Annotated in this window: 21 protein-coding genes and 1 pseudogene; 11 read left to right on the forward strand and 11 right to left on the reverse strand. The window is 37.7% G+C overall.

The features are described from left to right. Window positions 1-4: 4 nt before the first annotated feature. Genes I5515_RS05655 through I5515_RS05665 form a run of 3 tightly spaced genes read right to left on the reverse strand, consistent with a single transcriptional unit; the run spans window position 5 to window position 3,616 of the window. On the reverse strand, window positions 5-808 hold the full coding sequence (locus tag I5515_RS05655) for an enoyl-CoA hydratase/isomerase family protein (protein WP_199965163.1): 804 nt from the start codon (window positions 806-808) through the stop codon (window positions 5-7). A 9-nt stretch (window positions 809-817) separates the two neighbouring features. Next, window positions 818-2,419: a carboxyl transferase domain-containing protein gene (locus I5515_RS05660; protein WP_199965164.1), complete on the reverse strand. Its 1,602-nt coding sequence runs from the start codon at window positions 2,417-2,419 to the stop codon at window positions 818-820. Between the two features lie 24 nt (window positions 2,420-2,443). Continuing rightward, the gene (locus I5515_RS05665) at window positions 2,444-3,616 is read right to left on the reverse strand and encodes an isovaleryl-CoA dehydrogenase (protein WP_199965165.1); all 1,173 of its coding nucleotides are present in this window, start codon (window positions 3,614-3,616) and stop codon (window positions 2,444-2,446) included. 143 nt (window positions 3,617-3,759) lie between these two features. On the opposite strand from I5515_RS05665, the gene I5515_RS05670 reads away from it, so the two are divergent. The 4 genes from I5515_RS05670 to I5515_RS05685 all read left to right on the forward strand — a co-directional run bounded on the left by I5515_RS05670 (window position 3,760) and on the right by I5515_RS05685 (window position 8,452). Continuing rightward, a complete protein-coding gene (locus I5515_RS05670) occupies window positions 3,760-4,377 on the forward strand; it encodes a TetR/AcrR family transcriptional regulator (protein ID WP_000120687.1) in 618 nt (205 codons plus the stop codon). A gap of 111 nt (window positions 4,378-4,488) precedes the next feature. Then, window positions 4,489-6,183, forward strand: a complete 1,695-nt coding sequence (locus I5515_RS05675; protein ID WP_199965166.1) for an AMP-binding protein — start codon at window positions 4,489-4,491, stop codon at window positions 6,181-6,183. A gap of 71 nt (window positions 6,184-6,254) precedes the next feature. Continuing rightward, a complete protein-coding gene (locus I5515_RS05680; protein WP_199965167.1) occupies window positions 6,255-6,926 on the forward strand; it encodes a class I SAM-dependent methyltransferase in 672 nt (223 codons plus the stop codon). A 242-nt stretch (window positions 6,927-7,168) separates the two neighbouring features. Further along, the gene (locus I5515_RS05685; protein WP_199965514.1) at window positions 7,169-8,452 is read left to right on the forward strand and encodes a DcaP family trimeric outer membrane transporter; all 1,284 of its coding nucleotides are present in this window, start codon (window positions 7,169-7,171) and stop codon (window positions 8,450-8,452) included. A 45-nt stretch (window positions 8,453-8,497) separates the two neighbouring features. On the opposite strand, the gene I5515_RS05690 is transcribed toward I5515_RS05685, so the two are convergent. Beyond that, complete coding sequence (locus I5515_RS05690) at window positions 8,498-9,736, reverse strand: SGNH/GDSL hydrolase family protein (protein WP_199965168.1); 1,239 nt, start codon at window positions 9,734-9,736, stop codon at window positions 8,498-8,500. Window positions 9,737-9,847: 111 nt separating this feature from the next. Here I5515_RS05690 and I5515_RS05695 point away from each other — a divergent pair, with 111 nt between their 5' ends. Further along, a complete protein-coding gene (locus tag I5515_RS05695) occupies window positions 9,848-10,753 on the forward strand; it encodes a LysR family transcriptional regulator (protein WP_199965169.1) in 906 nt (301 codons plus the stop codon). 1 nt (window position 10,754) lies between these two features. On the opposite strand, the gene I5515_RS17505 is transcribed toward I5515_RS05695, so the two are convergent. Next, entirely contained in the window at window positions 10,755-11,048 is a 294-nt protein-coding gene (locus I5515_RS17505) for a hypothetical protein (RefSeq protein ID WP_227562642.1), read from the reverse strand. Window positions 11,049-11,951: 903 nt separating this feature from the next. On the opposite strand from I5515_RS17505, the gene I5515_RS05700 reads away from it, so the two are divergent. Together I5515_RS05700 and I5515_RS05705 are read left to right on the forward strand one after the other, a co-directional pair. After that, window positions 11,952-12,095: a hypothetical protein gene (locus tag I5515_RS05700; RefSeq protein WP_199965170.1), complete on the forward strand. Its 144-nt coding sequence runs from the start codon at window positions 11,952-11,954 to the stop codon at window positions 12,093-12,095. A gap of 255 nt (window positions 12,096-12,350) precedes the next feature. Beyond that, window positions 12,351-12,779 (forward strand): hypothetical protein, encoded by a 429-nt coding sequence (locus I5515_RS05705; protein ID WP_199965171.1) that lies wholly within the window; start codon window positions 12,351-12,353, stop codon window positions 12,777-12,779. A 91-nt stretch (window positions 12,780-12,870) separates the two neighbouring features. Here the strand turns inward: I5515_RS05705 and I5515_RS05710 are convergent, their stop codons facing one another. The 3 genes and pseudogenes from I5515_RS05710 to I5515_RS17510 all read right to left on the reverse strand — a co-directional run bounded on the left by I5515_RS05710 (window position 12,871) and on the right by I5515_RS17510 (window position 14,259). After that, complete coding sequence (locus I5515_RS05710; protein ID WP_199965172.1) at window positions 12,871-13,188, reverse strand: hypothetical protein; 318 nt, start codon at window positions 13,186-13,188, stop codon at window positions 12,871-12,873. Window positions 13,189-13,303: 115 nt separating this feature from the next. After that, window positions 13,304-13,513 carry a hypothetical protein gene (locus tag I5515_RS05715; protein WP_199965173.1) on the reverse strand — a complete coding sequence of 70 codons (210 nt, stop codon included), beginning with the start codon at window positions 13,511-13,513 and terminating at the stop codon, window positions 13,304-13,306. Between the two features lie 333 nt (window positions 13,514-13,846). Further along, window positions 13,847-14,259 (reverse strand): annotated as a pseudogene (locus I5515_RS17510) (damage-inducible protein CinA). Between the two features lie 259 nt (window positions 14,260-14,518). On the opposite strand from I5515_RS17510, the gene I5515_RS05720 reads away from it, so the two are divergent. Then, the gene (locus tag I5515_RS05720; protein WP_199965174.1) at window positions 14,519-15,931 is read left to right on the forward strand and encodes an iron-containing redox enzyme family protein; all 1,413 of its coding nucleotides are present in this window, start codon (window positions 14,519-14,521) and stop codon (window positions 15,929-15,931) included. 50 nt (window positions 15,932-15,981) lie between these two features. Continuing rightward, the gene (katE, locus tag I5515_RS05725) at window positions 15,982-18,126 is read left to right on the forward strand and encodes a catalase HPII (RefSeq protein ID WP_199965175.1); all 2,145 of its coding nucleotides are present in this window, start codon (window positions 15,982-15,984) and stop codon (window positions 18,124-18,126) included. A 53-nt stretch (window positions 18,127-18,179) separates the two neighbouring features. Here the strand turns inward: katE and I5515_RS05730 are convergent, their stop codons facing one another. Further along, window positions 18,180-18,413 (reverse strand): hypothetical protein, encoded by a 234-nt coding sequence (locus tag I5515_RS05730; protein WP_009388226.1) that lies wholly within the window; start codon window positions 18,411-18,413, stop codon window positions 18,180-18,182. Between the two features lie 286 nt (window positions 18,414-18,699). On the opposite strand from I5515_RS05730, the gene I5515_RS05735 reads away from it, so the two are divergent. Continuing rightward, entirely contained in the window at window positions 18,700-19,311 is a 612-nt protein-coding gene (locus tag I5515_RS05735; protein ID WP_199965176.1) for a LexA family protein, read from the forward strand. A 71-nt stretch (window positions 19,312-19,382) separates the two neighbouring features. Here I5515_RS05735 and I5515_RS05740 read toward each other — a convergent pair whose 3' ends face one another. Beyond that, window positions 19,383-19,994 carry a LysE family translocator gene (locus I5515_RS05740; RefSeq protein WP_199965177.1) on the reverse strand — a complete coding sequence of 204 codons (612 nt, stop codon included), beginning with the start codon at window positions 19,992-19,994 and terminating at the stop codon, window positions 19,383-19,385. Window positions 19,995-20,150: 156 nt separating this feature from the next. Here I5515_RS05740 and I5515_RS05745 point away from each other — a divergent pair, with 156 nt between their 5' ends. Next, window positions 20,151-20,606 carry an Lrp/AsnC family transcriptional regulator gene (locus tag I5515_RS05745; RefSeq protein ID WP_000376211.1) on the forward strand — a complete coding sequence of 152 codons (456 nt, stop codon included), beginning with the start codon at window positions 20,151-20,153 and terminating at the stop codon, window positions 20,604-20,606. 56 nt (window positions 20,607-20,662) lie between these two features. Here the strand turns inward: I5515_RS05745 and I5515_RS05750 are convergent, their stop codons facing one another. After that, window positions 20,663-22,279, reverse strand: a complete 1,617-nt coding sequence (locus I5515_RS05750) for a purine-cytosine permease family protein (RefSeq protein WP_199965178.1) — start codon at window positions 22,277-22,279, stop codon at window positions 20,663-20,665. Window positions 22,280-22,448 lie beyond the last annotated feature (169 nt).

Raw genomic sequence — 22,448 nt, forward strand, 5'->3', positions numbered from 1 at the left:
GTCCTTAATTATTGTTATTTGAGTTAGAAACCCACGCAGGCTGTTGTTTATTTAAAAAGGCGCTTAGTCCTTCTTTTGCCTCGCTGCCTTGACGAACTTGAGCAATATGATGCGCCGTTTGTTGCAGCAAGTCATTGCTCATGGTTTGGTTACTTACCATTTGAATGAGTTCCTTTGATGCTGCTTGAGCGTATGGGCCACCGAGTAATAGAGCATCAATAATTTCTTGAACTTTTCTGTCTAAGTCTTCTGCATCTGCAACTTCGTGTGCCAAGCCAATTTGTTTAGCATCACGTGCTGAAATTCTCTCAGCTGTCAAGAAGTAACGAGAAGCTTGTCGTGCACCAATTGCACGGATCACATAGGGACTAATGGTAGAAGGAGCAAGACCTAAACGTACTTCAGAAGTTGCAAATTTAGCGTCAGTACTGGCAATGCAAATATCACAAGCTGATGCCAAACCCATACCGCCACCAAAGGCAATGCCATGCACACGAGCAATAGTCGGTTGCTTAAGCGTTGCAAGTGCATCTAACATTTGTGCAAGTTTCAATGCATCTGCTTCATTTTCTGCTGAAGATGCCTGACCCGCCTGTTTCATCCAGTTCAGGTCAGCACCTGCCGAAAAGCTTTTGCCGCGACCCGCTAGGACTACCACACGTATATCATCACGTGTATTAATTTGCTTAAAACAAGCATGTAACTCTTCAATAACTGTTGTATTAAAGGCATTGTGCAATTCAGGGCGATTCAGCCAAACATAGGCAACTTGACCTTGTTGTTCGAGTTGTAAAAATTGATAGCTCATATACACCTCTTACATGCGGAATACGCCAAATTTGGTTGGCTGGATTGGGGCATTCATAGCAGCGGCAAGACTTAAACCAAGTACCTGACGAGTTTGAGCTGGGTCAATTACACCATCATCCCAAAGGCGGGCAGAAGCATAGTACGGATGGCCTTGGCGCTCGTATTGTTCACGAATTGGTTGTTTAAACTCATCTTCCTCTTGCGCTGACCACTCTGCACCTTTTTGCTCAATTTGATCACGTTTTAAGGTTGAGAGTACGCTTGCTGCTTGCTCGCCACCCATCACTGAAATACGAGAGTTCGGCCAAGTCCATAAAAAGCGCGGTGAATAAGCACGGCCACACATCCCGTAGTTACCTGCACCAAAAGAACCACCAATAATCAGGGTGAGTTTAGGTACATTTGCAGTCGCAACTGCCATCACCAATTTGGCACCATTTTTTGCAATGCCTTCATTTTCATACTGACGGCCAACCATAAAGCCCGTAATATTTTGCAAAAATAACAATGGAATATTGCGCTGTGTGCATAGCTCAATAAAGTGTGCACCTTTTTGTGCAGACTCTGAAAATAAAATCCCGTTATTGGCAATAATGCCGACTGGCATACCGTAAAGCGAAGCAAATCCAGTAATCAGTGTTGAACCGAAGCGAGCTTTAAACTCATCAAAACGCGAGCCGTCTACAATACGCGCAATGACTTCGCGAATGTCAAAAGGCTTACGTGCATCACTTGGCACCACACCATAGAGTTCCGATGCATCAAACAGCGGTTCATCAACTTGTTTACTTAAGTCATTTGGCTTTTTATTGAGGTTAGCAACAATGTTCCGTGCAATCGCAATTGCATGTTCATCATTTTCAGCTAAATGGTCAGCTACACCTGAAAGACGTGTGTGTACATCGCCACCGCCTAAGTCTTCACTGCTCACCACTTCGCCTGTTGCAGCTTTTACAAGTGGAGGGCCACCTAAGAAAATCGTACCCTGATTACGTACAATAATGGTTTCATCAGACATGGCAGGTACATAAGCCCCACCTGCGGTACAGCTCCCCATCACCACAGCAATTTGAGCAATCCCTAGGCTCGACATACGTGCCTGATTATAGAAAATACGCCCGAAGTGATCGCGGTCTGGGAAGACTTCATCTTGCATTGGTAAATAGGCACCGCCTGAATCTACCAAATAAATACAAGGCAAGTGATTTTGTTCAGCAATTTCTTGTGCGCGTAAATGTTTTTTAACCGTAAGGGGATAATACGTACCGCCTTTAACCGTTGCATCGTTGGCAACGATCATGCAAGTGATGCCGTTGACTTGACCAATACCAGCAATCACACCCGCAGCAGGAACATCATCTTGATAAACGTTGTATGCTGCCAATTGACCAATTTCTAAAAATGCCGTGCCGACGTCAATCAATTGATCAATACGTTCACGGGGTAAAAGTTTACCTCGAGCCAAATGTTTTTGACGGGCATTTTCACCACCACCTAAAGCAACACGCTGTGCAACTTGTTTTAGATCTGTGACCAATGTTTGCATGGCTTGTTGGTTTGTTTTGAAGTCTTCACTTCTAACATTAATCTTGCTTTGTAATTGGTTCATAAGATGCGTCCTTATTTATAATTATTATTTGGTTTCATTGAAGAGTTCGCGGCCAATCAGCATACGGCGAATTTCAGAAGTTCCAGCACCAATTTCATAAAGTTTTGCATCGCGCCATAAACGGCCAGCAGGGAATTCATTGATATAACCGTTGCCGCCTAAAGTCTGAATTGCTTCACCAGCCATCCATGTTGCTTTTTCAGCAGCATATAAAATGGCACTTGCGGCATCTTTACGTAGGCTGCGGTCATGGTCAGCTTTATCGCAAGCAGCACCAACGGCATAGACGAGGGCTTTACAAGCTAACCAAGTTGAATACATATCGGCAAGTTTTCCTTGCATGAGCTGGAATTCACCTAAAGCCTGACCAAACTGTTCACGCTGATGTACATAAGGAATCACGACATCTAAACAGGCATCCATAATTCCTAAAGGTCCAGCACTTAAAACCGCACGTTCGTAGTCCAGACCACTCATAAGCACTTTGGTGCCATTACCCACGCCGCCAAGCACGTTTTCCGCAGGTACTTCCACATTGTCAAAAAACAGAGGGTAAGTGTTAGAACCACGCATACCCAGTTTGTCTAAGTGGTTACCATGACTAAAGCCTTTCATGTCTTTTTCAATTAAAAAAGCAGTCATGCCTTTTGCACCAGCTTTTGGGTCAGTTTTGGCATAAACCACAAGCACATCTGCATCACCACCATTGGTGATCCACATTTTTGAACCGTTTAACACGAAATGATCACCTTTTTGTTCGGCACGTAATTTCATGCTAACCACATCAGAACCGGCGTTTGGTTCAGACATAGCGAGGGCACCTACATATTCACCAGAAATCAGTTTGGGTAAATATTTCTGTTTTTGTTGTTCGTTACCGTTACGGTTAATTTGGTTTACACATAAATTAGAATGAGCGCCGTAAGAAAGGCCAATGGCTGCCGAAGCGCGAGAAATTTCTTGCAGGGCAATAATATGAGCCAGATAACCCATATTGGCACCGCCATATTCTTCAGAAACTGTCATGCCTAAAAGACCCATATCTCCGAATTTTTTCCAGAGATGTGCAGGGAATTTATTGTCTTGATCAACTTGTTGAGCAATCGGCGCAATTTCCTTTGCACAAAATGCAGCAACTGAATCTTGAAGCGCAATTAAAGTTTCATCTAGACCGAAATTCAAGCTGCGTAGGTTCATAATCTTTTCATCCTATTGGTTATATTTGTTGTCCATAAATATTTTGTGGGTGTTTGATAAGTAACATACAATGATTTTTCAAAAAAGTGAATACTGATTCATAAAATGATTTACAATTCATTTTATTTGTTAGAGAATAAATTATGAGCTATAAACGATCATCTTTAATGCAGGAGCGGATGGAGCAAAATCGTAAGTCGATTTTGAATTCAGCCAGAAAAATAATTTCAGAAGGAGGGTTTAAAGACGCGCAAATACAAACAATTGCAGAGCAAGCGGGTGTATCAAGTGGTCTGGTTTATCGCTACTTCGATAATAAAAGCCAAGTACTCATTGAGGTTTTGTCTGATGCCATTAATACAGAACTCTTGGTGATTGATTCAATTACCGAAAGTGACTTATCGGCAAAGCAGAAATTACACAAGGCGGTGGCAACCTTTGTAAAACGGGCACTCAATAGTCCTCAGCTTGCATATTCACTCATGTTTGAACCCGTCGATTCAACGGTTGAGCATGAGCGTTTTCGTGTGAAGCAATTGATTAAGCAAAGTATTAAAAAAATACTGGCAGATGGAAATGCAAGTGGTGAGTTTGTCTTGGATGATTTAAACACAGCCGCACTTTGTGTTGTTGGAGCCATGACTTATGTGGTGGTTGAACCTCTAGACCCAGCTCAAAATACCAAGTTTGATCATGCGCACAAAGACTATTTTTCAAAACAGATTGCTGACTTTTGTGTGGATGCTGTGCAAAAGAAATAGGGCATATAAAAGATAAACGTCACAAAATAAGCAGTTTAGGAAAGTAGTTGCAGTAACAATAATTAGGATTAGGTAAGAAGAGAATTACAAAGAATCAAGGAGAATGATTCAATGCAACAAGAACGGTTAAGCTACGCCTCGGGACCAAGCACACAGCCCTTATTGGGTATGACTATTGGTGAACAATTTGATCAGGCCTGTCGGCAATATGCAGAAAAGGAAGCAATCGTCAGTTTCCACCAAAACAGACGATTAACCTATAAAGCTTTACAGGATGAAGTAAACGCTTTTGCTTGTAGTCTTTTAAAATTGGGATTAAAAAAAGGAGATCGGTTAGCCATCTGGTCGCCAAACTGTGTGGAATGGACTGTAACCCAATTTGCAGCTTTTAAAGCAGGGATTATCTTAGTTAATTTAAATACAGCTTATAAAAGTCATGAACTTGAATATGTGTTGAATAAAGTCTCATGCAAAGCATTGATTATTGCTTCCCAATTCAAAACGACTGATTACCAAGAATTACTGACAAAAATTGCCCCTGAGCTAACCAACAGTCCTGATAAAGTGCTCAGTTCAGAGCGGCTGCCACATTTAAACTTTGTGATTAAAATAGATGATCAGCAACATACAGGCATCCATCGTTTTAGTGATTTAGTCACTACACCCACTTCTGAACAGCTAGAACAATTAATACAATTAGCGAAGCAACATCAGTTTGATGAGACTATTAATATTCAATTTACCTCAGGTACAACAGGTAACCCTAAAGGGACCATGTTGACCCACCATAATATTTTAAATAATGGTTATTTTGTGGGTGAAGGTATTCGTTTAACACCTCAAGATAAAGTCTGTATTTCTGTGCCGTTGTTTCATTGTTTTGGCATGGTTATGGGGAATTTAGCATGCGTTACGCATGGTTCAACCATGGTCTATCCATCGGCGGTATTTAATCCTTTAGAGACTTTAAAAGCGATTCATCAAGAACGTTGTACGGCAGCTTATGGCGTACCAACTATGTTTATTGCAACTCTAGAACATGAGCAGTTTAATGAGTTTGATCTGTCGAGTTTAAGAACAGGTATTATGGCAGGCAGCCCTTGTCCACGTGAAATCATGCAGCGGGTCATAGACCGCATGCATATGTCTGAAATCACCATTTGTTATGGCATGACCGAAACCTCGCCAGTGAGTGTACAAAGTTCAGTAAATGATTCAATTGATAAACGCGTGAGTACAGTTGGACATGTTCACCCACATGTTGAAATTAAAATTGTCGATTTAGAAGGGCAGATTGTTCCGCAAGCAACTTTAGGTGAATTATGCGTTCGTGGTTATTCAGTGATGGCTGGTTATTGGGGCGAAGAAGAAAAGACTAAAGAGGTCATTGATTCAGCTGGCTGGATGCATACGGGTGATATTGCCGAAATGGATCAAGATGGTTTTATTAAAATTAAAGGCCGTATTAAAGATGTCGTGATTCGTGGTGGAGAAAACCTCTTTCCAAAAGAAATTGAAGACTTTCTATATACCCATCCTGATGTAAGTGATGTCCAAGTGATTGGTTTGCCAGATGCGAGATATGGTGAAGAACTCTGTGCTTGTATTATTTTGCATGAACATCATCAAATTGATGAAAATAGTATTCGCCAATTCTGCAAAGAGCATATTTCACATAACAAAGTGCCGCGCTATGTCCGATTCTTTAATGAGTTTCCAATGACTGCTTCTGGTAAAGCCCAAAAGTTTAAGTTACAAGAAATTATGCGTGCTGAGCTTAACTTAACAGGAAATGTCTTTGATTGAAGAGGTCTAAAGCTCCGTTAAATTGCAGCAAATTATAAAGTGAAAGGTAGTTTCAAAAGGGATAAAACAAAATGGCAAAAGACTTTAATAGCCCAAAAGTAGTCGAAGGATATGACGAACATATTCGTAAATTAATTCCAGGTTATGAAGTCATCCATCAACAGGTGGATGCCATTTTGCAATCGGTATTGCCTACAAATGCTCATATATTAATTGTGGGCTGTGGTACGGGTTATGAACTTGAATATTTATTGAAAAGACATCCTGACTGGAAATTTACAGCGGTTGATCCGTCTTTAACCATGCTGCAAAAAGCACAGGAACAAGTTGAACTTTTAGGTAAATCTTCACAAGTTACCTTTGTACATGGTGAAACTTCAGTACTGTCTTTGGAACCTTGTTTCGATGCGGCACTGTCTATTCTTGTGGCACATTTCGTTGCTGATGATATCAAGCCTACATTCTTTAAAGATATTTATGATCGTTTAAAAGAAAATGCAGTTTTGCTTACTTATGACCTCATGACCTGTACAAACCCTAAGCAGCTTCAGGCACTCCGTTATTTATGTTTAGCTCAAGGTTTAACAGAAGAACAATGTCAAAAAATGCTAGAGCGTATGGCACAAGACTTTTTTAGTCTGACAACTGAGGGGTATATAAAACTTTTAGAAAAAACTGGCTTTGTAAGCGTACAGTCTTATACACAAATTTTGACTTATCAGGGGTTTATTGCAAATAAATAATACGATTGGGGGATATAAATAAGGACTTAAAACCGAATATTCTCAATGTGGAAGAGAATATAAAAATGAAAAATTAAAAGGTTGCTTTTGCTGCTTTAGGGAGGATGGGGCTAAAAAATATGAGAGAACGTCTTTCTTGTGAAAGAAAGGCAAATTTTCAAGGATCTATTTTAGATAGGTACATAACAAAAAGGATGTCGAGATCTTTAAGTCTATTTAAAGGTCTAAAGGAAAATTTCATGATGAAAGTTTTTAATACAATGGTTCAAAAAAGCCTATTGGCGGTTTCTGTGTCTTTGCTCGTGTCTTCTGCTTTTGCGGGTCAAGTAAATCCTGAAATAGAGCAACTTCGCCAAGAAGTAAATGAGCTACGGGCAATGCTACAGGCAGATATACAAACTCAAAAATCTTTAGCACAAGAAAGAGTAGAACAAGCAACTCCTGTAGCTACCCAAGCCCCGCAACCTATACAACAAGTATTAACGAAGTCTGGTACAGAATTTAACTTATATGGATATATACGAGCAGATGCTTCTTATCAAATTAAGGGCGCATCTACGATGTATAACAATATTAGTGGGGTTCCACTTGAACATACGCCAGAGGAATCTGCCCAGAAAGACCAATTGCACAGTACGGTCTATGTGACGCGTTTCGGGTTCAATTTTAAAACGCCGACAAGCGTTGGTGATGTAGGCGGAAAACTGGAAATGGACTTCTTTGGGGCCGCCACTCGTGATCAGTTTCGTATACGCCATGCTTATTTAACTTTTGATAAATGGCTCATCGGTCAAACATGGTCGACATTTATTGCACCTGAATATTACCCAGAAACAATTGATGCAGGAACATTTGTAGGTAGTGCCTTGCTTAGATCGCCAATGGTTCGCTATAGCGATAACTTAACGGCAAATACAAGTTTTGCAGTATCAGTTGAAGACCCGAAATATACAGCGGCAACAGACCCAGATAACAAAATGCGCTTACCTGCTTTAGTGGGACGCTTAAATCATAAATTTGCGAATGGTTCGATGCTTTCAGGTCGTAGTTTTGTTGCTGAAAAAAGAACGAATAATGATAGTGAATGGGCATGGGGTGTAGGTCTAGGCGGTAAATACCAAATGACACCTGATACTTTACTTAAAGCTGATTATTACCATGTTAAGGGTGATGGACGTTTCTTGTTATGGAGCAACAGTGGCTATGCAATAGATGATCAAAACAACATGCATAGCAATGAATTTGACACGATTTCATTAGGTATAACCCATCAGTTTACACCGAAAATTCGCTCGACTTTAGCTTATGGCTATATGAAGGCCAAAGACGATAACCGTTTTGCCGAATTACAGCGCAATAGCACGACTCAAAACAAACAGCTTTGGCAGGGCTGGGTAAATACGATGTATAACCCATATAAACCCATTACCTTAGGTGTTGAGTATGTATATGGAGAACGAGAAACTTTCGATGGTCGAAACGGCATTGATAACCGCTTTAACATGATAGCGAGTTATGATTTCTAAATAGATATTCCCATCAGGTGAGCATTTCACCTGATGGGGTAATCATTAATTGTGAATCATTTGATTTAAGTTTACCAAATCTGCCATGTGTTGATTGCCACGATCATTAGGATGTAAATGATCACCAGAATCATAAATTGGATTTAATCGATCAGGGTATTTTGGATCTTTTAAGCCTTGATCAAGGTCAAGTACACCATCAAACGTATGACTGGTTCTAATCCATTGGTTGATGCGCTGACGTAATTGATCTTTGTTGGGTTGATAGTAATTATCTAAAGGGGTATTGGGTAAAGCGCCTGAAAACGGTAATAAGGTTGCCCCAATCACCTGAATACCTTGTTTGTGAGCTTCATTCACGATACGTTGATAACCTTGGGTTAAAGCTTCAAAAGACGGTATTTGTTGTTTTGGTGCAAAAGCTGTACCAGGCCATGAAATATCATTTATACCAATTAAAACAATGAGTGTTTTAACTCCAGAATATTGAAATACCTCTTTTTTTAAGCGTTCTAGTGCACTGTCACCCATACCATCTGTAAGCAGTCGGTTTCCTGAAATTCCGCTATTAATCACAGCCACTTCGTGTGGCGATAAACGCTTAGCTAAAAAGTCTGTCCATCTGCTATTAGCATCTAAAGTTGCAGTAGCTCCATCGGTAATGGAGTCTCCAATGACTGCAACCACATGAGTTTTTCGTTTTGGTTTTACCTCTACAGCAGACAGTAATAAACGTGCTGTTGTTGTTTGGGCATGAGCAGGAGTGCTTAAACTGGCTGTCTGATTTCCAGCAATTAGCCAACTGGTTTGTTTAGCATCCCAATGGAACGTTTTAAATTGGGTTGGTTTTTGAATAAAGGTATTTACCATTAATTGACTATGGTCTGGAACAGGTAGCTGAATTGGGTCACTAATCAGTTGTTTGCCCGGTAAAACTTGTGCTTTAAGCTTTCCAGAAAAATAAACAGGATAAGCGCTCTTAGATTTTAGATTTTTCGAATTAACTAAACCTACGGTGGTTTTATCAATATAAAGCGGTTTTTTGCCATATTGATTGGTAAAAACAAGTCGAATAGCTTCACCACCTAAGCTAATTTGGCTCACCTGTCTAATTGTCTGATTAGATATTTGCTCTGGAATAAGTGTTGGAAAAATGAAGTCTTTATTCCAGACTTTTTGGGGACTAGCAGACCAAGTGGTAACCCATTGGCCCGTTTGTAGCTCTGCTTGTGCAAAGCTTGTAAATAATACTAAAGAGAATAAAGCAGATTTATAAAGTTTCATCTCATGAACTCTTTAAAACGAATTAGAGTTATCTTGAAACAAATTAGTGGCTTGTTATAGCGGTCTAAGCGGAATAAGATTTGTGAATCAAATTCATAAATAGATTTTTTTATGGCTTATTTTGATATAAATCGATCGGGTGAGCTGGCGATATTTATTCGAGCGGTTGAGTTGGGAAGTTTTTCTGCCGTAGCAAGGGCTTGTGACATGACGCCGTCTGCTGTTAGTAAGTTGATTTCCCGTTTAGAAAAACGACTTGGCGTAAGGTTACTTAACCGTTCAACACGCCAGTTTCAGCTTACGAGTGAAGGGTGCCAGTTTTATGAGCAAGGCATTCAAATTCTTAATGATCTGGATGAGCTTGAACAATCGGTTACGGCAAATCATATGCCTCAAGGGCGAATTAGAATACATACGAGTCTTTCATATTGGACTCATTTTTTATTGCCTTGCATCGCTTTATTTAATGAGCATTATCCTCAAATTGAACTAGAAGCTCACTTAAGTGATGAAGTCATTAATTTAGTTGAGCAAAGAATTGATGTAGCCATTCGAACTGGCCCTTTAAAAAGCTCCAATTTGGTGGCTCGTTCATTAGGCAGTACGACAAAGCACTATGTGTGTTCATCTGAATATATTGCTCGATATGGCCACCCGCAACATCCTGATGAACTACAAGCACATCAACTTTTAGATGTGAGTTATCAGCGCCAAAATAAAACATGGCAATTTAAAAAAGAGCATCAAGAAATCACACTCATACCTACTCAGGTTTTAAGAGTAAATCATGGAGAAGCGATTTTGCAGTTAGCACTTGCCGATGTGGGCATTGCACAGCTAAATGAATTTCAAGTTCGAAAAGCACTAGAACAAAAGCAGTTAATTAAAATTCTTGAAGACTGGAATATTAATGCTTCTGAAGAGTTTCATGCTGTCTGGATCGGTCATGATAAATATGTTCCTAAACGTGTAAGGGTCTTTTTAGATTTCTTAGTGGAACATGCAAATTTAAGCTAGTTTAATCATTTCTGACACTTAACTGACATTTGTGAATTGTTTCATTCATGGTTTCCACAAAGTTCATATTCGCATCAATATTTTGTAGGCTTACTTTTTCTAGATCTTCTACAAACTGTGGCGAATAATGTTCTTCTAAAGAGTTGTAAATACAATTGCATTGTGAGAGCGCACGGCCTGACCACACACAATGTGTATTGAATTCGTTTTTACTGATAGGTCTGCAACCTAATAAACTTATAGAACTTATTAATAGGATGCACACTAAAACAATACGATATGAAAAAAACATCATTATTGCTCTTCGTTGGTTGTTGTTATCGTTAAGTCATGTTTATGAGAGTTCTAATCTTTAACTGGCAATAAATCTTGCGATTTTTTCAGTATAGAGATGAAAGTGTGGATAGATAAAAAGGTGTGAGGAGTTCTTTAAAAGTGTTTTAAGCTGAACAATAAGATAATGAAGGTTAAGAAAAATAAAATGATATAAAATAATAGTCATTAGAGACTCCTTGATAAAAGAAGTTGTGCCCAATCACTGCTATTAATTATGGTGGTGAAACGAAAGAGGGTTAGCAGACTGATACCTAAGAAACCAGCACACCCGAAGGTGTCCCACTCCCGTTCCTCCGTCAAAGGCACGAGGGGCTCCACACCAAAAAACGTGTTTTTAGTGCACTTAGGTAGACGATCTGCTAAAACCGACTGACAAAATAGGTCAGCCGGAGCATCATAAGCCGAGCATTAAAGCGGGTCAATTGCAAAAATAAAATATTGGTTTATATAAACAAATATTAATATTCTTAAAATTTCACTAATAAAATAACCAATTATTTAGAATTTAAACGATTGAATAATGATTAAATATGATCTCAATAATTGAGTTTTAATGTTTATATATCAAATATTTATTAATTGTTAATTTATATATTGTTTGCAATCATTGACTTAATAAGACACAAACTCAGAAAGGATGAACAATTTTACTTTTACGAATATGATAATCTTAAATAATTAACCTTTGCCAAAATTTAATTAAAATATCAATTGCAAGAATGATATTTTTTAATCATTTATTTAATTTTGATTTTTACAAAAGCTTGCATAATCTACAAAAGTTAAGAGAAGCACAGCGGTAGGCCAACAGAAGATAATGTTATTCATAAGCCTACATCTTAAAATTATAAGGGTGAACTCAATGTTAAGAATCTGTTGTGCCGTTAGCATGGTCGTTGCAATCGCAATAGGTATGAGTGCTTGCCAAGATCGAGATTCAAGGAGTGATGGAACTCATGGTGTTAATGACCCAACGACGCCTCACCAAATGGATAAAAATTCATAACTATTTTTTAAGAAAACTTACTTTTTTGTGAGTTTTCTTATCGTTATTTTCTATAAAATATGTAACATAATAAAAAACCAATTATATAAAATTAATCAGTTAATTAGTGGGTTATTCGATTTATATGAATTTATTGTCAATGAATTGTTTCTAAAAAGAGCTGTGGTTTCAAAAAATTAATAAAATATACACAATAAATTACTTATATTCATCCAAAATTCATTTTAGTGATGACAATTTTATAAAGGTAAGGATATGCCCCAATACTTAAGAATAGCTGAGAAAATATATCAAAATGTTAAAGAAAAAAAAGGCTTTACAGATGAGCCTATGGAAGATCTTAACAATTTGATGATCGAACTCAGACATGAGCTTAAGGGGACAAAGCTTAAGCTTTTATACAATTATATTGATTTTGCTGAATTACTGATTAAACCGCTACAAGAATCTAAAATTAAATTAGATTTAAGTATTATTCCCAAGAGTAAAAATACTCAAGAATTTGTACTTTGGCTTGCGGGGTTTATAGAGCGAATTACAACTGGCGGACAGGAAAAATTGCCTCCTATTCAGGCTAAGATTGGCCTACCTTCTTATGCCTATGAAGAAACATATCCTTCAACAGGAAACCCTGTAAATAATGGGGATGAGATTATTGAATATTTCAAGAAAAAAGACGGCTAAATAAAATGATGCAAAAAGAGCTTATTTCCGATGATCAATAGGAAATAAGCTCATATTTTTTCACACTATAGAAAATGCTAAATTACAGATTCTATCTATCGTTCCATGCATCTTTAATGGCTTGTTTAGCATGTTCCCATTTTAAACGAGATTCAGCTTTAAGCTCTTCCCATTTTTGTTGCAGGCTGCCTTCAATATCTTCAAACTGAGCACCTTCTTTTGACTCAGTACGGGCACGATGACCTATTTCATAGGCTGCTGAGAAATCTCGATCATAATTTAAATCTGGCGTAGTAAGCTGAGCTTCTTGATAGTAAGGACGAGTAACGTAACTTTCACGCCAATAAGAATCAGAGTAATTATGATCGCCAGCTGGCAGACGTGCATGATCGTTATTTAGATCTGTCATTAGTCTTTCCTCATCTATTATTGAATTTTATGCTTATGGTAAATTTAGGAAGGTGAGGGCACCTTCCTAAATAAAATGAATGGCCGTATCAAATGACAATTAAGTCAACAAAGAATTAACGTTGCTGATTGTTGTTATTTGATTTTTGTTGGCCTGAGTCTTTTTGATTAGAGCCTTGTTGTTGGTGACGATTGTCATTTTGCTGTTGTTGCTGTTGATCGTTTTGCTGTTGGTTGCCTTGTTGCTGCTGGTTATTGCGGTTGTCATTCTGCTGTTGTTGCTGCTGATTATTACGTTGATTGCTTTGATTATTAGTAGTGCTCATCTTTAATTACCTCATATCATTTATGATGTGTGTTTTATCTGAGAGCTTCAGATAGGTTTATTAAAACATGAAAATTTTTAATGTATAGCCTTAGGGTGTTACCCTATATTTAACTGTAACTTTCAAAATTAAATAAAACCTTGATTTCTATAAAATGTAATTTTAATCAATAAACATAATTAATATGAAGAGTGATTAAATTACATTTAGGTACATTGGCGTTAAACAAATGCTATGGTCGTTTCTAAATGTGTATTTGTTATCTTTTATGAAAAATCTATTTTTATTATCTACTATAATAAACTCAATATCTTGTGTAATGTAATAGGAATTCTATTTAATTTTAATGAGGGGAGCTTTAAAAGTAAACTTAAAATTATAAAATTGATTTTTATAGTAAATAGAATAAAAAAGGTTCCTTTAGTTTTTTCCTCAATTTAAATTCCACCTTATTTTTAATAAACCCGTAGGCAACATAAAGGTCGGAATGTATAGGTTTTTTACCTTTTTTGATTATTTTTATAGTCACTTATATTGTCTTAAGTGTATATTTTTAAAAAATTTATGAAGAAATGTGAAGAGTGTTTTCTTTTATCCGTAGGTCATAATTGACTAAGTGTCTAATAAGAATATCGCCTGAATAAAGGTTAAAAGGAAAATGATAGGATAAGTAACCAGTATAAGCACTTTCAAAAAATTAATTTTAATTTTTCATCAGCCAATAATTTGCAATATAAATTAAATATTTTGTTAAATTTTTAATCTTTGTAGTTTTAAAGGTAACTCTATGTAATGAAAAATTAATATTTATATATTTTTTATAAAAACAAGGGGTTAAATTATTCTAAAGGTTAGAATGTAATCTTGTGTTAATTGTTATGTTGCTGATTTTTATTGCTTTAATAAGATATCAATTGCTTTTAATAACCTAAACTCACAAAGATAGGGTGGGATTATAAAATGAGTAAAGTATGGTAGTTTATATCTCACAAAAGGAGAATGGAAATGCCTGTTGTAGTAAAAGAAAGATTATTAGACTTATTAAAAGATAATCAACAGAACTATTACGAATTATTTATTTTTTTCCTTGATCCTGATATTTCTAGTTTTGAGAAAGAGAAAAAAGCAAGAGATTTTCTTGCTCATGAAATTGATAAGGTAGATCAGACAGAAATTGATTTTCCTTCAAACATAAATATGATTAATGAATGGTGCCATAAAAATAGTAAAGAAAATTGTGAGATATTTCAGTCTTATTTAAACCGTCGGCAAGCCGGTGGTGAGAGAGAATATTTTAATAATGTTGGTCAAGCATTTGAATTTTTAATTAAAGTCTCTCCCACCAAAAAAGTCGATGGCGCATGGCTATATAGTACAGTTCACTATTGGAATGACCCTGTCTTCCATGACTTAATCGTTACATATCTGGAAGAGCTTGGGTTAGGTGAACCGAAAGCAAACCATGTATGTATTTATGATGATTTACTCAGTAGTTTGGGACTGGATAGTTTTGATCTGCTTTTAGAAGACGAATATTATTATCAGGCTGTCATTCAGTTGGCACTTGCTTATGCTCCACCTGAGTTTATTCCCGAAATTGTGGGCTTTAATCTGGGCTATGAGCAGCTACCTTTGCATCTATTGATTACTAATTATGAGTTGGCTGAACTTGGTATTGATTCTAAGTATTTCAACCTGCATATCACCATTGATAACATTGACAATGGGCATGCCAGTAAAGCCATTAAAGTTATAGAAAATATTTTTGATAAGTACCGAGATAAAGAGCTTTTTCTGACTAAATTAAAGCGTGGTTTTGCGCTTAATAATCATGGCGTAACTTCTTCTACAATTATAAAAAATTTAAATCTTGAAAATTTTGTTCTTAAAATTTTAAAGAGAAAGGCTCTGGTTGGACAGTTAATTCATAACCAAACTAGAGAGTTCGGATGTAAAACGATTAATCAATGGTTATCTAATCCTGAGGATGTTGGTGGGCTCCTATCTCATTTAATTGAAAATAAGTGGATTAAACTTAATACCGATCCGGAACAAAGCATTTTCTGGAGATTAATTAATGATGAGAATGGAAAAATGTATGGGGTATTTAACCCTGTAGAGCGCCAGATCATTCACGACTGGATTGCAGGCAATGACCACTCTTCTAATTTCCTGACATATAGCAGGGCACTAAATAACAGCCGACGTATTCAGGATTATCTATTTAGCTATATCTCTGATGGTGAGCTTGATGCTTTGCAAGAGCGTTTACAGCAATCGAATGATCTTGCTATAAAAATATGCAAACTGACTCCGTTTTTGGGGCCAGATTCACATCACAAAAGTATTGGGCTTTGGAGCACACGCAAATATGTCGAGCTTCTTTTTCCATATTTAAGTTCTTTTAATAAAAACTAGTTCTTTAATTTTTTTTACTTCACCCCACGTTTAACTTTAAAACATAGGTAATGAACATGACTGATAACGGCAAATTAACAAATAAAACAAGTGAAATGGCTGGAGCAGATGCTGCCAATAAAGCTAACACTACTCAAAAAACTGAACAGTTAGACACAGTAAGAGATGATGCAACCAATCAGGCTTTAACCACAAATCAGGGGGTTAAAATAGCTGATAACCAAAATAGTCTCAAAGCAGGAACACGTGGTTCAACACTATTAGAAGATTTTATTTTAAGAGAAAAGATTACTCACTTTGACCATGAACGAATTCCCGAACGTATCGTACATGCACGTGGGGTAGGAGCTCATGGTTACTTTCAGGCCTATGAAGGCAATGAGCGTTTGACAAAAGCTGGTTTTCTAACTGACCCAAGCATTCAGACGCCAATTTTTGTACGATTCTCGACGGTGCAAGGACCACGTGGTTCAGCCGACACTGTGCGTGATATTCGCGGATTTGCTATTAAGTTTTATACCCAAGAAGGTAACTTCGATTTAGTCGGAAATAATGCTCCGGTTTTCTTTGTTCAAGATGGTATTAAGTTTCCCGATTTTGTACATGCTGTAAAACCTGAGCCAGACACAGAAATGCCTACTGGTGCGTCTGCTCATGATACATTCTGGGATTTTGTTTCTTTAGTACCAGAATCCGCACATGCAGTAATTTGGGCGATGTCAGATCGCGCAATTCCGAGAAACTTACGCTCAATTCAAGGGTTTGGGGTGCATACTTTCCGCCTAATTAATGCAGAAGGTAAAGCTCATTTTGTTAAATTCCACTGGACACCTAAACAGGGTTTAAGTGCTTTAGTTTGGGATGAAGCACAAAAACTTGCAGGTAAAGACCCAGATTTTCATCGTCGAGATCTGTACGAAGCCATTGAGCTGGGCGTTTATCCTGAGTGGGAATTAGGGGTTCAAATTGTTGAAGAAAAAGATGAAATGAAGTTTGACTTCGACTTGCTTGATCCAACTAAAATTATTCCTGAAGAGTTGGTGCCAGTAACACCTATTGGTCGTTTTGTTTTAAATCGAAATGTTGATAACTTCTTTGCTGAAACAGAGCAGGTGGCATTTTGTCCAGGCCATATTGTACCGGGGATCGATTTTACAAATGATCCGCTGTTACAAGCACGATTATTTTCTTACACCGATACACAGCTCAGCCGTTTAGGTGGTCCGAATTTCCATCAAATACCAATTAATAAACCTGTGTGCCCATTCCACAACAATCAACGTGATGGTATTCATCAGCATACGATTCATAAAGGGCAAGCCTCTTATCAACCAAACTCAATTGATGGTAACTGGCCAGTTGAGACGCCTCCAGCTGCGGAAAATGGCGGATTTGAAAGTTATTATGAAAAAGTGAGTGGTCAAAAGATTCGTGAAAGAAGTGAGTCTTTCTCGGATCATTTTTCTCAACCACGACTTTACTATAAGAGTCTTGCACCTCATGAGCAAAAACATGTGGTTGATGCCTATACCTTTGAATTGAGTAAGGTGAAAAGAAAACATATTCGAGAGCGCCAAGTTCAGCAAATTTTGGCAAATATTGATCTCGATTTAGCACGACAAGTAGGTGCAAATTTAGGTATTGAAGTACCTGATTTGAACCTTGATTTTAAACATCAGGCTGTTGAAAAATCAGCGAAGTTATCTATGGTGGCTTTTCCACCAGCAGATATTCAAGGCCGAAAAATTGCCGTACTGATTCATAATCTAGTGAAATCTGATGCACTAGAAGCTATGAAAAAATGGGCAATTAAAGAAGGTGTAACCCTACACTTATTAGCACCAAGCTTGGCCCCTGTTAAAGATCATCAAGACAAAGTTATTGCCGTAGACGGTATGCAAATGGCAGAACCTTCTATTGCCTATGATGCCGTAATTATTCCCGATGGCGATAATTTAAATGCTGTGATGCAGGATGGTGTAACTCGTCATTATGTACTTGAAGCCTATAAGCATTTAAAACCAATTGTTTTTTTAGGCAATAAATCTGAATTACTTGAACCGTTAGGTCTAGTCGCAGACGAAGGCACTTTAATTGAGGATGACTTCAAACCTATTTCAGATAAACTTAAAAATCTCATCAAAGCTCACCGTGTTTGGGCGCGAGAGCAAACAGCTCAACACGTTCCTGCTTAATAAACAAAAAACAAAGGAGGCTTTTGCCTCCTTTGTTTTTTAATTTATTTACTTTACTGTGGGAGCAGTTGTAGTCCTTTTACAATATCAATGTATTCAGAACCGTTTAACCAAAAAGATTTTTTTAAGAATAACGTTGTCATAATACTTTCTGCTGCTTCACTCTCTGGATTTTCACAGAATAATCCGTAGCTTTCACCCAAAACCGCATCATTTTCAATCAGGCGAATATAGTAGGCATGTTGCTCATTTGCATAACCTAAAACTGCATCACGTTGATTTTTCATTTCGCATGTCTCCATACCAAAAAACTGAATTTAACCAGAATGTTAAATGCTCAGAATCTTATTTGATAAAAATCATAAACAGTCAGTCATAAAGACTATCTCGAAACAGGTTTCGATTTTCTTCAAATTACCATTTTAGTTTAAACATCCCTGTTAAAAGCAAAATGGATTAAAATCTGATCATGGGATTTATTGTTATGCAAAAAAAATATTTCGTCAACTTGAAAATGTAACTTTTTCAAGTTACATTGTCTCTATAGGATTTGAACGGTGAAATGGGGGCAATATGTCAAAGAAAAAAGAATTTGAGCATGGTGGCGTCCGAGAAAATGCTGGTCGTAAAGCACAGTTCAATGAACCTACAAAAGTGATTCGTGTTCCCGAGTCTCAAGTGAACTTTATCAAAAATTGGTTACTAAATAATGTCAAAACCAATAACTTGACCGATTTTAATTCAAAACTTAACGTTCAGCCGGTCCATCCAAACAACGATAAAATTTACCATATTCCTTTGGCCACGGAACGTGTTGCTGCGGGTTTTCCTTCACCAGCACAAGATGACATTGAGCAAGCACTAGATTTAAATGAATATTTAATTAGAAATGAAAATGCTACGTTTATTGTCAAAGCCAATTCTTTGTCGATGTTAGATGCGGGAATTGATATTAATGACCCGCTTATTGTTGACCGTAGTCTTCCCGCTAAATCTGGCGATATCGTTATTGCGCTTATTGACAATGATTTTACCGTTAAACGTTTAATGATCGATAACAATTACCACCCAGCTAAAATTTGGCTAAAAGCTGAAAATTCTGATTATCAAAATATTTATATTGAAGATGGGCAAGAGTTGGTCATTTGGGGAGTTGTGACTTATAACTTAAAACGAATGAGATAAATTTTTTCTCGTATTTGCTATTTAAGTTACTGACCTGAAATGGTGGCCAGTAACTTTTGGCTGAGTAACTTTTAAATTTGCCCAATCAATAAACATGTAGCGATAACCACCATAAGACCACCTGAAAAACGGCCTATTAAGCGTGCTGCTTGTGGTCTGGTTTTAAGAATGGCTTCTGAGCCATAGCCCACCATTAAGTAAATAATCGCGCAGCTAATCATGTGGACAACACCGAAAGCAACAATTTGTGTCGTCACAGACCATGAAGCGGTGGTGTCAATAAATTGAGGAAGCAAGGCTAAAAAGAGTAAAAACACTTTCGGATTTAACCCGCTTACATAAACGCCTTTAGTTGCCCATCTCAACCATGACTGTGCCTTTTCAGAATCGGACTGATTTGGAGTAGGAGGGGTAATGAGTAAATTTATTCCCATCCATAATAAATAAGCAGAACCCGCAATTGTTAGAATCATGAGTGCGGTCGGGTTATTTGCCACAAGTAGGCCAACACCAGCCGCTACCAATAAAATAGTTATAAAGTGCCCACATAACATACCTGCAACAGCAGGTACGACGACTTTGCCTTTAATTCCTGCCGAAATGGCATAGGCCCAATCTGCCCCTGGCGTAATAATAAAAAGAATGGATACACTCCAAAATGCAATAAAAATGTTAAAAGCCATATGCTTATCTCGGCAAACTATTTCCTAATGGTTTCGCTCGTGATTTAGAAAAAATTTCTATTCATTCGAACTTGTTGAAAATAATATGCTCATGTATTTAGAATGTGCTTTTAAATGTTTGCTCATATCACACTCATTTGGGGTAAATTTTTCTAAATGGATCGCACAGATAAAAAGATTCTTGCTGAATTGCAGTTAAATGGCCGATTATCTATTACTGAATTGGCAGAAAAAGTAGGTTTAAGCATTTCACCATGTCATAGACGAGTGAAGGCTTTAGAAGAGTCGGGAGCCATCAAAGGGTATCGGGCAGAACTCGACCCCAATTTAGTTGGATTTGAATTTTCAGCTATTGTTTTTATTACACTTAAAGAAGGTGATAAGCAGGCAGTTGAGAAGTTTGAAAATGCCGTGATTGATATTCCACAAATTATTCAGGCTCAGCGGTTGTTTGGTGAACCAGACTATTTGCTGCATGTAGTGGCTAAAGATTTACCTGCTTTCCAGCGACTATACGATGAAAAGTTATCTGCTATTCCGAGTGTGCAAAGGCTCATCTCAACCATTGTGATGAAAGATGTGGTGCCTGAACGTTTATTCCCGATTGGCTAAGAATAGTTAGACGTAAAAAAGAAGCTTAAAAGCTTCTTTTTTATTTTTAGATCATTTTAGGTATCTAGTGTTTTACACAAAGAGCAAATCGTACCGTTATGTTTATGAGAGAACATGATATCTGGGCGTTCATAACCTTCTTCACATACACGGCAGTGGTAAACTGTCGCAACTGGTGTACCTTCAGCGTCATAACGTGGTTCTTTAATGCCATCATCGTGTGACTTGATATAGTATTTTCCTTTGGTTAATAAGCCCATGATTGGGGTTAATACAAAAGCAAGTACCAGTGCGATAAGCGGTGAGTAAGGAGCCAAGAAGCTACCAAATAATCCGAAGAATGCGGCAATCGATAATCCTGCTGACACAAGGAACGCCACCATACCAACAGGGTTTACGTTGTATAGCATGTCGCGGCGATATTCAGGTTCTTTTGGTGAAAGTTTTAAAACGTATTTGTTGATTGAAATGTCTGTTGCAACAACCACAACCCACGCAATGGCAAAGTTTGAATAGAACCCTAAGATTTTACCCAGTACCGCAAACATGTTGCCTTCCATTAAGGCAAGTGCAATTACTAAGTTTACGATCACAAATACAATACGACCCGGATAATGTTTGCTAATACGTGTGTAGGCGCTTGTCCATGCAAGGGAACCAGAGTAAGCATTGGTCACGTTAATCTTAATTTGAGAAATGACCACCAAAATAACCGCAAGTGTTAAAGCAGCCCAGCCCGGAAGCATGTCATGAAACGCTGCATTAAACTGTTGAACAGGTTCAGTGCTGTTTACGCCCGGTATTTTAGTGAGTAAATAGAAACCTAAAAATGCCCCAATAACTTGTTTGATCGCACCTAAAATGACCCAACCCGGACCCGCTGAAATAACCGCAGCCCACCATGCTCTGCTATTTTCTTTTGTTTTAGCCGGCATGAAACGTAAATAATCAATTTGCTCACCAATTTGCATAATCAAAGATAAACAGATACCAGCACCTAACATGATGGCTGCCATGTCTACAGTTGCAAAACCTTCTTTACCAGTAAAAGTAGCAAATTGGCTGACTAAGGTTGGTTCTTGGTAAATCAGATAGGCGACCGGACCAATCATGAGAATAAGCCAAAGTGGAGTGGTCCAGACTTGTAATTTACTTAAGGCTTTCATGCCGTAAATCACCAGCGGAATAACCATAATGGTCGAGATGAGATAGCCTGCCCAAAGTGGAATGCCTAAACCGAGCAATAACCCTTGCGCCATGATTGAACCTTCAAGTGCAAAGAAAATAAATGTGAAACTGGCGAAAATGATACTGGTCAGAACTGAGCCGATATAACCGAAACCTGCACCACGGGTAATCAAGTCAAGGTCGATGTTATAACGTGCGGCGTAGTAGGCTAAAGGAATGCCAGTTAAGAAGATAATAATTGCTGCAAATAAAATGGAGAAAACAGCATTGGTTGTTCCATAAGACATACCAATACTGGCACCAATAGAAAAGTCAGCAAGATAGGCAATACCGCCAAGTGCAGTAATAGCAACAACTTTGGGACTCCAGCGCCGAAAGCTGTGTGGAGCATAACGTAAAGTATAATCTTCTAAGGTTTCATTCACGGCTTTTTGTGAATCTGTACCTTGCACAGTGTCCAGATTTGGATGTTCAGATACACTCATAACATCAATCTCCCAATCATTTTCGGTCAATCAACACAAATATTGATCATTGTTTTTTAATGAATCTGAGTGTGTGATTTTTGGGAAAAATTGAAAATACGTTATTTTGCGTATATGTGCGTATTAGAAAAAATAGCCATGATAAATGACTTTTGGCATAAGGATTGCT

The organism is Acinetobacter calcoaceticus, assembly GCF_016508255.1.
Lineage (GTDB): Bacteria > Pseudomonadota > Gammaproteobacteria > Pseudomonadales > Moraxellaceae > Acinetobacter > Acinetobacter calcoaceticus_E.

Coding starts and splice junctions, on each gene's coding strand:
- I5515_RS05675 (WP_199965166.1), top strand. CDS start 4,489: ATGCAACAAGAACGGTTAAGCTACGCCTCGGGACCAAGCACACAGCCC.
- I5515_RS05730 (WP_009388226.1), bottom strand. CDS start 18,413: ATGAAAAATCAACGTGATGCAGTTTTAGGTTATGCAAATGAGCAACAT.
- I5515_RS05700 (WP_199965170.1), top strand. CDS start 11,952: ATGTTAAGAATCTGTTGTGCCGTTAGCATGGTCGTTGCAATCGCAATA.
- I5515_RS05690 (WP_199965168.1), bottom strand. CDS start 9,736: ATGAAACTTTATAAATCTGCTTTATTCTCTTTAGTATTATTTACAAGC.
- I5515_RS05750 (WP_199965178.1), bottom strand. CDS start 22,279: ATGAGTGTATCTGAACATCCAAATCTGGACACTGTGCAAGGTACAGAT.
- I5515_RS05655 (WP_199965163.1), bottom strand. CDS start 808: ATGAGCTATCAATTTTTACAACTCGAACAACAAGGTCAAGTTGCCTAT.
- I5515_RS05745 (WP_000376211.1), top strand. CDS start 20,151: ATGGATCGCACAGATAAAAAGATTCTTGCTGAATTGCAGTTAAATGGC.
- I5515_RS05665 (WP_199965165.1), bottom strand. CDS start 3,616: ATGAACCTACGCAGCTTGAATTTCGGTCTAGATGAAACTTTAATTGCG.
- I5515_RS05710 (WP_199965172.1), bottom strand. CDS start 13,188: ATGACAGATCTAAATAACGATCATGCACGTCTGCCAGCTGGCGATCAT.
- I5515_RS05670 (WP_000120687.1), top strand. CDS start 3,760: ATGAGCTATAAACGATCATCTTTAATGCAGGAGCGGATGGAGCAAAAT.
- I5515_RS05705 (WP_199965171.1), top strand. CDS start 12,351: ATGCCCCAATACTTAAGAATAGCTGAGAAAATATATCAAAATGTTAAA.
- I5515_RS17505 (WP_227562642.1), bottom strand. CDS start 11,048: ATGATGTTTTTTTCATATCGTATTGTTTTAGTGTGCATCCTATTAATA.
- I5515_RS05680 (WP_199965167.1), top strand. CDS start 6,255: ATGGCAAAAGACTTTAATAGCCCAAAAGTAGTCGAAGGATATGACGAA.
- I5515_RS05735 (WP_199965176.1), top strand. CDS start 18,700: ATGTCAAAGAAAAAAGAATTTGAGCATGGTGGCGTCCGAGAAAATGCT.
- I5515_RS05685 (WP_199965514.1), top strand. CDS start 7,169: ATGAAAGTTTTTAATACAATGGTTCAAAAAAGCCTATTGGCGGTTTCT.
- I5515_RS05720 (WP_199965174.1), top strand. CDS start 14,519: ATGCCTGTTGTAGTAAAAGAAAGATTATTAGACTTATTAAAAGATAAT.
- I5515_RS05660 (WP_199965164.1), bottom strand. CDS start 2,419: ATGAACCAATTACAAAGCAAGATTAATGTTAGAAGTGAAGACTTCAAA.
- I5515_RS05715 (WP_199965173.1), bottom strand. CDS start 13,513: ATGAGCACTACTAATAATCAAAGCAATCAACGTAATAATCAGCAGCAA.
- I5515_RS05695 (WP_199965169.1), top strand. CDS start 9,848: ATGGCTTATTTTGATATAAATCGATCGGGTGAGCTGGCGATATTTATT.
- I5515_RS05740 (WP_199965177.1), bottom strand. CDS start 19,994: ATGGCTTTTAACATTTTTATTGCATTTTGGAGTGTATCCATTCTTTTT.
- katE (WP_199965175.1), top strand. CDS start 15,982: ATGAACATGACTGATAACGGCAAATTAACAAATAAAACAAGTGAAATG.